Origin of the sequence: Arcobacter ellisii, from assembly GCF_003544915.1 — a bacterium.
Lineage (GTDB): Bacteria > Campylobacterota > Campylobacteria > Campylobacterales > Arcobacteraceae > Aliarcobacter > Aliarcobacter ellisii.
Window position 1 is genome coordinate 1,986,238 of the sequence record NZ_CP032097.1, and the last position, 13,363, is coordinate 1,999,600.

Here is a 13,363-nt window from a genome sequence, read left to right on the forward strand (position 1 = left end):
AAAGGAAAAAATTTATACCAAAACTAAAAAGTTAATGGTATAAATTTTATAAAAATATATTAATGTAAGAAGTGTCTAATTCCAGAGAAATATAAAGCCATATCATATTCATCAGCAGCAGCAATAATTTCATCATCTCTGATACTTCCACCTGGCTCAATTACACATTTAACACCAGCCTCAGCTGCTGCATCAATGCTATCTCTAAATGGGAAAAATGCTTCAGATGCTAATACTGCACCAGTTACATCAAGTCCCATATCTTCTGCTTTTCTTAAAGCTGCTTTAGAAGCATCAACTCTTGAAGTCATACCCATACCAACAGCAACCATTGCAGAATTTTTAACATAAACTACACAGTTTGATTTTGTCAAACTTGCAATTTTATAAGCAATTTCCATATCTTTTACTTCTTGCTCTGTTGCTATTCTTTTTGATTTTAAAATAGAATTTCTAACTTCATCTTCTTGTACTTTATCAGCATCTTGGAATACAAATCCACCATCAACTCTTTTAAAGTCAATTGCATCATTTGCAAGTTCTAAATATTCAGTTCCTTGCTCAAATAATTTGATTCTTTTTTTAGCTTCAAATACTGCAACTGCTTCAGGAGTGAAACTTGCTGCAAAGATAACTTCTAAGAAAATTTCATTCATTTTTTCAGCTAATTCTTTATCAACACAACCATTAACAGCAACTACTCCACCAAAAGCAGAAACTGGGTCACATTTTAAAGCTTCAACATAAGATTCTAAAAGTGTATCTTTAATTGCAAATCCACATGGATTTCCATGTTTTACTATACAAATAGCTTTATCTTTTCCAAATGCAGCAGCAATTCTTGCAGCTCCACTAATATCACCCATATTATTAAAACTTGCTTCACCTTTTATTGTTTTAAATTTATTTGTAAATTGTGAATCAAACTCATATAAAGCACCTTTTTGATGTGGGTTTTCTCCATATCTTGTATCAAATACTTTAGACCCAACAATAAATTGTTTATTTCCAAAACCATTATTAAATCTTTTATTCATATAGTTTGCAATCATTGAATCATAAGCAGCTGTATGCTCATAAGCTTTAATCATCATATCTCTTCTAAACTCAACAGTATTAGTGTCATTTTTAAGATTATTTAATACTAAATCATAATCAGCAACATCAGTAACAATAATAACTGAATCAAAGTTTTTAGCAGCACTTCTAACCATTGCTGGTCCACCAATATCGATATTTTCAATAATTTCTTCAAAATCATCAGTTTTTTCAATAGTTGCTTTAAATGGATATAAATTAACACATACTAAATCGATACCTTCAACACCAAGTTCTTTAGCTTGGTCTAAATGTGATTGTTTATCACGTCTATGTAAAATACCACCGTGGATATAAGGATTTAATGTTTTAACTCTTCCCTCAAAACATTCTGGAAATTTTGTAACTTCATTTGCTTCAATTACAGCAATTCCTGCATCTTTTAACTTATTATATGTTCCACCTGTTGAAATAATTTCATAACCTAATGATACTAATTCTTTAGCAAAATTCTCAACACCACTTTTGTCGCTTACACTAATTAATGCTCTCAATTTTTTTCCCCAAGTCTTATAATTTTTTGTGATTATACAAAAAAACCAATTAGGACTTGCTTCATCAAAAACTGTATATTTTTTATCTCTTAAATAATTATTTTCTATGTTACAATTTATTCATTGTATTATAAGAAGGAGCAATAATTGGTAAGTTTTAATGAAATAAATCTTTTATGGATATTGGTTAGTGCATTTTTAGTTTTTATGATGCAATTGGGTTTTTCATTAGTTGAAACAGGTGTTGTTAGAAGTAAAAATACAATAAATGTTGCTATGAAAAATCTTATTGATACAGTCTTTAGTATTATATTTTTCTGGTTATTTGGTTTTGGACTAATGTTTGGAATGGATAGTTTTGGACTTATAGGTATTGATAAATTTTTAATTGATGGAAAAGATTTACAACTAAATGGGTTTTTCTTTTTTCAAGCAATGTTTGCTGCAACTGCAATAACAATTGTTTCAGGAGCAGTAGCTGAAAGAATAAAATTTAATGGATATATTGTTGTAGCAATTATTGTAAGTTCAATAATTTATCCAATTTTTGGACATTGGGCATGGAATGATAATGGTTGGTTAAAAGAGTTAGGATTTGTTGATTTTGCTGGGTCTACTGTTGTTCATTCTGTTGGAGCTTGGATTGGACTTGCAGGTGCAATTGTTTTAGGACCAAGACTTGGAAAATTTAGAAAAAATAAAACCATATATTTTGCACCAAGTAATCATAACTTTATAGTTTTTGGGGTATTTATTCTATTTTTTGCTTGGTTTGGTTTTAACGCAGGAAGTTTACTTGAGTTTAAACCTGAAGTTACATCAATTTTATTAAATACTTTACTTGCAGGTGTATTTGGTGGTTTAAGTGCTTGGATAATAACTTTATTTAGTAAAGAAAAAGTTGGTGTTGAAATCTTTAGTTTTGGGATAATTGCTGGACTTGTTGGAATTACAGCAGGTTGTTATGAATTTAATGCAATTCAATCAGCATTTGTAGGTTTTATATCTTCATTTATCATGCATTTTACAGATATTTTTTTAACAAAAAAATTAAAAATTGATGACCCTTTAAGTGTTGTTAGTATTCATGGATTTGTTGGTGTTTGGGGAACTATTGCAGTTGGGATATTTGCAAATTTACCTGAAAACTTTACAAGGTTACATTTTATTTATGTACAAACTTTAGGAGTTTTTGTAGCTTTTATATTCTCTTTTTCTTTTGGTTTATTAGTATTTTTATTTCTTAAAAAAGTTAATCTTTTAAGAGTTAGAAAAAAACATGAAGTTTTAGGATTAAATAGAAGTGAACATAATGCAAAACTTCCTTGGGTTGATACTATTCAAAGTATTATCCAAATAATGAAAACAGGAAATTTAGATAAAAAAATTTATGAAGAAAGAGATACTGAAATAGGAATTGTTTCAAGATTTTTTAACTACTTACTTAGTATTTTAAAAGAAAAAAATGCTGAACTAAAAAAATCAAATAAAAATCTAAGTGTCAAAGCATACCATGATAATTTAACTAAAATTTTAAATAGAAATGGTTTTTTAAAAAGATTATCTGAAATAAACAATAAATATACACTTGCAATTATTGATATAGATAAATTCAAATCTATAAATGATACTTATGGTCATGATGTTGGAGATTATGTTCTAAAAGATTTAGCAACTTTAATTTCAAATAAAATAAGAACAACGGATATTTTTGCAAGATGGGGAGGAGAAGAATTTGTTTTAGTTTTAGATACTCCTGATTTATTACAAGCTCAAAATATCTCTGATAATTTAAGAAAAGAAATTGAAAATTCAAAATTTAAAACTGTTGGAAAAATTACTATTTCAATAGGTATTAGTGAATTTAAAACTAAAAATGATACTTTTGAAGATGTGTTTAAAAAGGCTGACCAAGCTTTATATCAAGCTAAAATGAGTGGAAGAAATAGAGTTTTTGTTTATTAGGAAGAGAATTCTTCCTAATAAATTTTATTTATTATAAATCTTGTTCAATTACTTGTTTAAATCTATTGAAATAAACATAACTAGCTTTATCTAAATCTTTATAGATATCATTAATAGAGATTTTATCTCCACCAACTTTACCAATTCTTGAATATTCGATATTAAATGATTTTGCAACATTTTCAAATGCTTCACAGTTTTCAGGTTTTACTTCAACGATAGCTCTACTTAAAGATTCAGAGAAAATATCTTTTGAATCATTTAATGAAACAGAGATTTCAATTCCAATATTACCCACAACTGCCATTTTAGCAGCACTAATTGCAATTCCACCAACATTTACATCTTTTGCAGCTTTTAATAAACCTTGTTTATTTGCTTCAATAACTGTATTCCATAAAGCTAACTCTTTTTCAAAATTTACTTCAGGATGAGCACCAGCAACTTTTCCATACATTTTTTTCATATATAAAGAAGCACCAAACTCTGATTTTGTTTCACCTAAAAGATATAAAATATTTCCATTTTCTTGAACACAAGAAGGTAATACTTTATTTGCATCTTCATTTACTCCAACCATTGCAATTGAAGGTGTTGGGAAAACTCCTACTCCATTTGTTTCATTGTATAAAGATACATTTCCACCAATAACAGGAGTATTTAACTCTTTACAAGCTTTTTTAATACCTTCGCAAGAAGCTGCAAATTGCCACATAACTTCAGGATTTGTAGGGTTACCAAAATTTAAACAATCTGTAATAGCTTTTGGAACTGCACCAGTCATTGCTACATTTCTTCCAGATTCCATAACAGCAGCGGCTGCTCCTAATTCAGGATTAATATAACAAAGTCTTGTATTACAATCAGCACTCATAGCTAATGCTTTTCCTGTCTCTTTGATTCTTATACTTGAACCATCAAGTTTACCTGGACCTTTGATTGTATTTGTTTGAACCATTGAATCATACTGAGAATAAACCCAAGATTTATCAACAACTTCCATATCGCAGAATAAATCATCAAATGCAACTTGATTAGAAATCTCTTTGTCTAATTTAATATTTTCAATTCCATCTAAATAAGCTGGTTTTTTTGTTGGTCTATCTAAAACTGGTGCTTGTTCAGAAACTGGTTGAACAGGAACTTCCGCACATTTTTCACCATGCCAGAATAATTCCATATTTCCAGTTGCAGTTACTTCACCAATAACAGCAACATCTAATTCCCATTTTTCAAAAATATCAATAATTGCTTGTTCACAACCTTTTTTAGCACAAATAAGCATTCTTTCTTGAGATTCAGAAAGCATAAAGTCATAAGGAGTCATTCCCTCTTCCCTTGCAGGAACTTTATCTAAATGCATAATCATTCCAGAACCACTTCGTCCAGCCATTTCAAATGAAGATGAAGTAAGTCCAGCAGCTCCCATATCTTGAATACCAACAATTAAATCTGCTTTAAATAGTTCTAAACAAGCTTCAAGTAATAGTTTTTCAGTAAATGGATCTCCAACTTGAACTGTTGGTCTTTTTGATTCAGAATCTTCATCAAATGCTGCACTTGACATTACAGCTCCACCAAGACCATCTCTACCAGTTTTAGAACCAACGTACATTACAGGATTTCCAATACCTTCTGCTTTTCCATAGAAAATTTCATCAGCTTTTGCTAAACCTAAAGTAAATGCATTTACAAGATTATTTCCTGCATAACACTCTTCAAATGTAGTTTCTCCACCAATTGTTGGAACTCCCATACAGTTACCATATCCACCAATTCCAGCAACAACACCTCTTAATAAAAATCTGTGTTTTTGTGCTGTTTCACTGTTTCCTTCAATTGAAGCAAATCTAATTGAATTCATATTTGCAATAGGTCTTGCTCCCATTGTAAATACATCTCTTAAAATTCCTCCAACTCCAGTTGCAGCACCTTGGTAAGGCTCGATAAATGATGGGTGATTGTGTGATTCCATTTTAAATACAGCAGCATATCCATCACCAATGTCAATAACACCAGCATTTTCACCTGGACCTTGAATAACCCAAGGAGCTTTTGTTGGGAAACCACTTAAATATTTTTTACTTGATTTATATGAGCAATGCTCAGACCACATAGCAGAGAAGATACCAATTTCTACATAGTTTGGTTCTCTTCCTAAAATTTCTTTTATATTTTCAAATTCTTCAAGTGTTAAAGAGTGAGCAAGTGCTATCTCTTGAAGGTTCATCTCTTGTTTTTGCATCTTTCGCCTTAAAATATGGTTGTTATTTAGGGCGATTATATCTAAAAAGAGTTAAAAAAAATTTTAATCCTCTGTTAGAATTTTCACTTCATTATTAGCTACTTCTAAAAATAGTTCTTTTTTCCCATAAAATTTCACTGATGGACTTAAATATTCTTCATCCATCAAAACTTTATACATTTTTTTATTTAAAGAGTTTGGATAAGGTGCAATATCAATATTTTTAAAAGTTATAGTTTTATCTTCATTTTTTGAAAAAATTTGCTTTTTATAATCCTCAAATTGTGCAAAATTTGATTTATCTGATTTTTTAAACTCTTTAGAATAAAATGATAAATACTCTTCAATATTAGAATATTTCCAAGCATCTTTCCATTTATATATTGAACTTAAAATCAATGCAATATCATCTTTAGAAGCTTTCTCAAACTCATTTTGACTTGTTAATAAAATTGTTTTTTTATAGTCAATATTTTTTTCTAAATTTTCTAACTCTTGATTATCTAAAGCAATACATCCTCTTGTAAATTTTTCTCTATCTCCTTGAAAAGGCATACCATGTATCCAAATACCTGAACCTTTTTTATCTAAACTCATATCAAAAGAGTTAGGATAAGAAGTAACTAAGGCAAAAGGACCATAAAACTGGTCGACTTCTGTCTTTTTTTCAATTAATTCATATGCACCTTCAGGAGTCTTTTTATCACCTTCAAGATACTTATCACCTTGGCTTTCTCCTACAATTACACTATTTCTTAAAACTAATTTATAATCATAACCAATTTTTTCATATAAAGATAATTCTGATTGCTCTTTTTGAGCAACAATTACATACTTTTTATATTCATAATATCCCAAATCAACATTTTTATCTGCCAAATAACTTTTCCAATAGTTAATATCTTTTAAACTATTTTCAATCTCTTTTTCTACTTCACTAATACCTTTAAATCTATACAAATTTACAAAATCATTTGCATATAAGTTCAAAGCAATAATAAAAACCATTATAAATTTCAACAAATCGTACTCCAACTATCTTTAAGTTGCGCAATTGTATAATACCCACCCTAATTATTCAATAAATAAAAAGTGAAGAACTATGAAAAAAATTATTTTATCAACTATTATTTTTTTTAATTTTTTATACTCAGCACAAGTTGAAGAGTTAAATTGGCCAAGAGGAGAGAGTTTTTTAACTTTTTTAGATAAATACAAAATCTCTCAAAAATTATATTTTGATTTAGAAAAAGAAGATAAAGAATTATGTTCAGAAATTACAGCAGATAGAACTTATTATCTTTATACAGAAGATGATGGAAGTTTAAATCAAGTTTTAATTCCTGTATCAGAAGATATCCAACTTCATGTTTATAAAGATAGCAATAACGAATATAAATTTCAAACTTTACCTATAAATTATACTGAACAAACACAAACAGTTGCCATTCAAATTACAGAATCTGTATCTCACGATATTCAAAAAGCAACAGGAGATGTAACTCTTGCTGCTGTATTAAAATCACTTTTTCAAGATAGTGATGTTAACTTTAGAAAAATGCAAAAAGGTGATTTTATTGCCTTAAAATATTCTCAAAAATCTTATTTAGGTAAAGCTTTAGGTATGCCTGATTTAACTGCTGCAATGGTTCAAATTTCAGGAAAACCTTTTTACAGATTTAAAAATGAAAAAGATGATAAATATTATGATGAAAAAGGTGTTGGTTTCACAAAATCATATTTTTTCCAAATGCCAGTTACCTATCAAAGAATTTCAAGTGTCTTTACCAACAAACGTTGGCATCCAGTTCTTAAAAGATTTAGAGCTCATTTAGGAACAGATTTCGCTGCACCAACAGGAAGAAATATCTATGCAGCAGCAGATGGAAGAGTTGAATTTATGGGTGTAAAAGGTGGTTATGGTAATGTAATTATTATAAATCATGGAAATGGTTATAAAACTTTATATGCTCATCAAAAGAATTTTGCAAAAGGTATTAGACAAGGGGCAACTGTAAAAAAAGGAACTCATATTGGTTATGTTGGAAGTACAGGTCTTAGTTCAGGTCCTCACTTACACTTAGGTTTATATAGAAATGGAACGGCAATTGATCCAATGACAGTTATTACTAAACCAAAAATCGAAGGTCTTGATGGAAAAGATAAAGCAACTTTCTTAGCTAATACAAAAAACATCATACAAAAATTTGATTCTGAAATGCAAAATGAAAATAGAACAACTCCAAATAAATTTGAAAGAGTTAGTGATAGAAGTGATATAAATATATTATAAAAGGAAAAATATGGCTTTATTAAATAATGATAAAAATGTTTTGCCTTTAAGTAGTATATCTGAATTACTAAACGCAAAAATAAGAACTCTTAAAATGTATGAAGAGAAGGGACTATTCCCTCAAGAAAACAATAAAATCAAAAAATTATATTCTATAAATGATGTAAAACTTATTGCATTTGTTCATTATTTAGCAAATATAAAAAAAATAAATGCAAATGGAATTAAATACATTTTAGAAATAATCAATGAAAATATGGATGAACAAAATAGAAATCAATTCCTAGAAATCATTGAATCTAAATTAGAAGACGTTTCAGAAAATGAAATTCAAGATTTAGAATCTTTCTAAAAATTTATAAATTTAACTACATAATTCTCTAAAATATCCTAAAAATATTTTTTCTCTAAATAAAATTACAAAATTTCCTACATAGCCCTATTCATAGTCTTTTAAGCAAGATATTTTATTATTTATTCATTATAAATTAAGCCAAAAGTAAGTCTTATATGTTATAAATTTACATATAAAAAGTATTTATTTTACACATATAATGTAATTTATTTACTTAAATAAAGTAAAAAGGATAAGTAATGAACTCCAGTTTTTTATTAAGGAAACCAGATAAAAATGACTCAAAAGAAATCTTTCAACTAATAAAATCAGTTGGAACTCTTGATTTAAACTCCCAATACCTCTATTTACTCCAAACAACTCACTTTCAAAATACATGTAGCGTTGCCATTTACAATGAAAAAATTGTTGGTTTTGTTTCAGGATATATCATTCCTGATGATAAAGAAACACTTTTTATTTGGCAAGTTGCTATTAGTAATGAAGTTAGAGGTCAAAATCTAGCTATGAAAATTATCTTAGATATATTTAATAAAAACAACACATCTAACAATATTAAATATATTTTATCTACGGTATCTCCAAGTAATAAAGCATCTCAAAGAGTTTTTGAAAAAATTGCCATTAAACTTAATACAAAAATTGAAAATAAAACACTTTTTTCAATAGATGATTTTTTTGATGCACATGAAGAAGAGATTCAATATTTAATTGGACCAATAAATAACTAAAAAAAGGAATAAAATGAGAATATTTGAAAATTTAGAATCAGAAGTAAGAGGATATATTAGAAGTTTTCCAACTATATTTAAAAAAGCAAAAGGTGCTATTTTAACAGATGAACAAGGAGTTGATTATATCGACTTTTTTGCAGGAGCTGGGACATTAAATTATGGACATAATAATGAACATATTAGCAAAGCATTGATTGAATATTTACAAGAAGATGGAATTGTTCATGGTCTTGATATGGCAACAGTAGCAAAAAAAGAGTTTTTACAAACTTTTGAAAGTCACATTTTAAAACCAAGAAATCTTGAATACAAAATCCAATTTACAGGACCAACAGGAACAAATGCTGTTGAAACAGCACTTAAACTTGCACGTCTTGTAAAAGGAAGAAGTAATATTATAGCTTTTACAAATGGTTATCATGGATTATCTCAAGGTTCACTAGCAGTTACAGGGAATAATGAATATAGAGATGAGAGTTATATTAGTAGAACAAATGCAACTTTTATGCCATTTGATGGCTATTTTGGAGATATGAACACACTTAGCTATTTTAGAAAATTTTTAAGTGATGGAAGTAGTGGTGTTGATTTACCAGCGGCTGTGATACTTGAAACTATTCAAGGAGAAGGTGGGATAAATGTTGCTTCAAAAGAGTGGTTACAAGAACTAGAAGCTATTTGTAGAGAGTTTGATATTTTATTAATTATTGATGATATTCAAGTAGGGAATGGAAGAAGTGGAGATTTTTTCTCTTTTGAATTTGCGGGAATAAATCCTGATATGGTAACTCTTTCCAAATCTATTGGAGGAGGTCTTCCAATGGCAATTTTATTATTTAAACCACACTTAGACCAATGGAAACCAGGAGAACACACTGGAACTTTTAGAGGAAATAATCTAGCTTTTGTTGCTTCAAAAGTATCACTTGAACAATATTGGCAAAATGACAATATTTCAAAAGCAGTGAAATATAAAGAAAAAATATTAAAAGATTATTTAGAAAAAATTGCTTCAAAATATAAAGATGATTATGAAATAGAAGTTAGAGGAAGAGGATTAGCCTATGGATTTGAAATTAAAAATGACTCTTCAATGGCAAGTGATTTATCAAGTTACTCTTTTCAAGAACAACTAATAGTTGAAACTTGTGGAAGTTTAGGACAAGTTGTAAAATTTTTACCCCCATTATTAATAGATGAAGAGTTACTTTTAGAGGGTTTAAAAAGATTTGAGAAAGCTGTTGATAAACTAATTGTTGAAAGAAAAAACAACTTAAAAGGAGAGTTTTAATGATAATAAAAGATATAAAAAAAGATGTAATTGGAACTTCAAAAGAGGTATTTGCAAAAGATAATCAATGGATTAGTAGAAGAATGCTTTTAAAAGATGAAGGTATGGGGTTTTCTTTTCACGAAACAATCATAAAAGCTAATACAAAAACTCATATTCACTATAAAAATCATTTAGAAGCTGTTTATTGTGTAAGTGGTGATGGGAAAATTGAAGATCTGAAAACAGGTGAAATTCATAATATTTATGATGGAGTTATGTATGCCTTAAATAACAATGATGAACACTATTTATATGGAGGAAATGTGGATATGAGACTAATTTGTGTTTTTAATCCACCACTTACGGGAACAGAAAATCATGATGAAAATGGTGTTTATCCATTAGTTAATTAAAAAGGAAAGATATGAAAGATTTATATCCATCAAGAGGAAATGAAGAAAAAATAATAAAAAGAATTGATAAAACAGTATATTCAGAAATTAAAGTTGGAAAATACTCTTTAGATGAAAAAGAACTCAAAATTTATGAAAAAAATGGTTTTATCATTTTGCCAAATATCTTTGATGAAAAAGAACTAAAAAAATATAAACAAGAGTTGAAAATTTTAGAGCAAAATGAAAAACTTAAACAAAAAGAAGAATATATTTCTGAACCAGAAGATAATAAATTAAGAACCATTTTTAATCAACATCTATTTAGTAGAATCTATAAAAAATTATCAAAAGATTCAAGGATTTTGGACAAAGTAAAACAAATATTAGGTAGTGAAGTATATATTCATCACGGAAGAATAAATGTCAAAAGAGCTTATAGAGGAAAATCTTTCCCTTGGCATAGTGATTTTGAAACTTGGCATAGTGAAGATGGATTACCAAATTGTAGATGTTTATCTACTTGGATAATGCTTACTGATAATACACAATTTAATGGTCCTTTATATCTAATCAAAGAAAGCCATAAAAAATTTGTTTCTTGTAAAGGGGTCACACCAAAAGATAATTATAAGAAATCTTTAAAAAAACAAGAATATGGAGTTCCAAGTATCAATGCAATAAAAGAGTTATCAAAAAATGATAAATTAGTTGCAGCCCTTGGAAAAGCAGGAACATTAGTTTTACATGATGGAAATATTCTTCATGGAAGTGCTGATAATATATCTCCTGAAGATAGAACAAACATTTTTTTTGTTTATAATAGTGTAAAAAATACTCCTGTTAAACCTTTTGCCTCAAAAACTCCAAGAGCAGACTTTTTATGTTTAAAAGATTTTAAGGCTTTAAAGTAAATCAATAGAAAATTTTCTATTGATTTATTTATGTAAAGAATTAGAAACTATTGATAAAAACTCATCTTTAGTTTTTTTATTAGATTTAAAAAGTCCTCTAAGAGCAGAAGTCACAGTCGTTGAACAAATTTTTTCAACTCCTCTCATTTCCATACACATATGTCTTGCATCAATCATAACTGCAACACCTTTTGGTTTTAAATACTCATTTAATGCATCACAAATTTGTTCTGTCATTTGTTCTTGTATTTGTAATCTTCTTGCAAAAACATCTACAACTCTTGGTATTTTTGAAAGTCCAACAACTTTTCCATTTGGAATATATGCAACGTGAGCTTTTCCAATTATTGGTAACATATGATGTTCACAAAAAGAGTAAAATTCAATATCCTTTACTACTACCATTTCATCATTTGTTGAAGTAAAAAGTGCTTTTTCTATTATCTCTTTTGGATTTTGGTTATATCCACTACACATAAATTCAAAAGCTTTTCTAACACGACTTGGAGTATCAATTAGACCTTCTCTAGTAATATCTTCTCCAATATGCGTAAGAATTGTTTTTACTGCATTTTCAAATTCAACTTCTTTAGCCATTAAAATTTTTCCTTTAACTTTGTTTTTAATAAAATTTACTAAATCCAACCCTTCTTTTTAAATATTAAAATAGGAGTTATTGATGCAATTATCATAAATATTATTGAGAAGACATATCCATATTCCCAATGAAGTTCAGGAATAAACTCAAAGTTCATACCATAAATACTTGCTATCAATGTAGGTGGAAGAAATATAACATTTACAATAGTAAAGATTTTTATAACTTTATTTTGCTCAATACTTAATATACCAATAAAGATATTTTGTAAATAATCAAGTCTCTCAAAATTAAAATTTGTATGGTCGATTAACGACTTAATATCTTTTAACATAATTGGTAATTCATTTTTATCATCAACAAATTTTTGAGATTTTAATAAAGAGTTTAAAATTCTTTGTTTATCTGTTAAATTTTCTCTAATTTTCATATTCAAATCTTCAAAAGTAGAGATTTTTTCAAGAATCTCTTCATCATCATTTGAATAATCTGTAAATACGTGTTTTCTAATTTTTGTAATCTCTTTAGATAAATTCTCAATTGTATCCGCATCAGCATCAATTCTAATATCAATAATTTGACAAAAAATTGAATAACCTGTTTTAAATTCTCTTGGAGATATCAAAAGTTTTTTAGTAAAAGTATTAAAACTCTCTAACTTTTTATATCTAACTGAGATTAAAAGTGCACCTTGTAAAATAAAAGATACTGTTTCATTGAAAGCTGATTTATTATCATTTATCAAGAAGTAACTGTTTATCTCTATTCTATTATTTTCTTCCCAATATCTCGAACTCAGCTCAATCTCTTCACTCTCTTGTTTTGTAGGAAATTTCATATCAAATAAGTTTTCAACTGCTCTTATCTCATCAATTGTTGGTAAAAGCATATCTATCCAAATTACACTATTTTTATCTTCTGTAGAATCAAGAAACTCTATTCCTTCAATTACAGTAAGTCTATTTCCTTTTTTTACATAACAATTAATCAAGGTTACTCCTT

At 28.0% G+C, this 13,363-nt stretch carries 12 protein-coding genes; 7 read left to right on the plus strand and 5 right to left on the minus strand.

The features are described from left to right. Positions 1 to 59: 59 nt before the first annotated feature. Complete coding sequence (gene purH, locus AELL_RS10100) at positions 60 to 1,592, minus strand: bifunctional phosphoribosylaminoimidazolecarboxamide formyltransferase/IMP cyclohydrolase (protein ID WP_118917843.1); 1,533 nt, start codon at positions 1,590 to 1,592, stop codon at positions 60 to 62. A 147-nt stretch (positions 1,593 to 1,739) separates the two neighbouring features. Here purH and amt point away from each other — a divergent pair, with 147 nt between their 5' ends. Then, on the plus strand, positions 1,740 to 3,557 hold the full coding sequence (gene amt / locus AELL_RS10105) for an ammonium transporter (protein ID WP_118917844.1): 1,818 nt from the start codon (positions 1,740 to 1,742) through the stop codon (positions 3,555 to 3,557). Between the two features lie 31 nt (positions 3,558 to 3,588). Here amt and purL read toward each other — a convergent pair whose 3' ends face one another. Together purL and AELL_RS10115 are read right to left on the minus strand one after the other, a co-directional pair. Beyond that, positions 3,589 to 5,802, minus strand: a complete 2,214-nt coding sequence (gene purL / locus AELL_RS10110; protein ID WP_118917845.1) for a phosphoribosylformylglycinamidine synthase subunit PurL — start codon at positions 5,800 to 5,802, stop codon at positions 3,589 to 3,591. 63 nt (positions 5,803 to 5,865) lie between these two features. Beyond that, the gene (locus AELL_RS10115; RefSeq protein ID WP_226805982.1) at positions 5,866 to 6,825 is read right to left on the minus strand and encodes a L,D-transpeptidase family protein; all 960 of its coding nucleotides are present in this window, start codon (positions 6,823 to 6,825) and stop codon (positions 5,866 to 5,868) included. Positions 6,826 to 6,904: 79 nt separating this feature from the next. On the opposite strand from AELL_RS10115, the gene AELL_RS10120 reads away from it, so the two are divergent. The 6 genes from AELL_RS10120 to AELL_RS10145 all read left to right on the plus strand — a co-directional run bounded on the left by AELL_RS10120 (position 6,905) and on the right by AELL_RS10145 (position 11,763). Beyond that, positions 6,905 to 8,095 (plus strand): peptidoglycan DD-metalloendopeptidase family protein, encoded by a 1,191-nt coding sequence (locus tag AELL_RS10120; RefSeq protein WP_118917846.1) that lies wholly within the window; start codon positions 6,905 to 6,907, stop codon positions 8,093 to 8,095. Positions 8,096 to 8,105: 10 nt separating this feature from the next. After that, entirely contained in the window at positions 8,106 to 8,447 is a 342-nt protein-coding gene (locus AELL_RS10125) for a MerR family transcriptional regulator (protein WP_118917847.1), read from the plus strand. A gap of 242 nt (positions 8,448 to 8,689) precedes the next feature. After that, positions 8,690 to 9,181, plus strand: coding sequence for a diaminobutyrate acetyltransferase (gene ectA / locus AELL_RS10130; protein ID WP_118917848.1), 492 nt, complete (start codon positions 8,690 to 8,692; stop codon positions 9,179 to 9,181). A gap of 13 nt (positions 9,182 to 9,194) precedes the next feature. Beyond that, complete coding sequence (gene ectB, locus AELL_RS10135) at positions 9,195 to 10,475, plus strand: diaminobutyrate--2-oxoglutarate transaminase (RefSeq protein WP_118917849.1); 1,281 nt, start codon at positions 9,195 to 9,197, stop codon at positions 10,473 to 10,475. Next, positions 10,475 to 10,870: an ectoine synthase gene (locus AELL_RS10140; RefSeq protein ID WP_118917850.1), complete on the plus strand. Its 396-nt coding sequence runs from the start codon at positions 10,475 to 10,477 to the stop codon at positions 10,868 to 10,870. Before ectB ends, AELL_RS10140 begins: the two co-directional genes overlap by 1 nt. 11 nt (positions 10,871 to 10,881) lie before the next feature. After that, the gene (locus tag AELL_RS10145; RefSeq protein WP_118917851.1) at positions 10,882 to 11,763 is read left to right on the plus strand and encodes a phytanoyl-CoA dioxygenase family protein; all 882 of its coding nucleotides are present in this window, start codon (positions 10,882 to 10,884) and stop codon (positions 11,761 to 11,763) included. 24 nt (positions 11,764 to 11,787) lie between these two features. Here AELL_RS10145 and folE read toward each other — a convergent pair whose 3' ends face one another. Then, entirely contained in the window at positions 11,788 to 12,360 is a 573-nt protein-coding gene (folE, locus tag AELL_RS10150; protein WP_118918653.1) for a GTP cyclohydrolase I FolE, read from the minus strand. A gap of 38 nt (positions 12,361 to 12,398) precedes the next feature. After that, a complete protein-coding gene (gene corA / locus AELL_RS10155; protein WP_118917852.1) occupies positions 12,399 to 13,352 on the minus strand; it encodes a magnesium/cobalt transporter CorA in 954 nt (317 codons plus the stop codon). Positions 13,353 to 13,363: the final 11 nt, after the last annotated feature.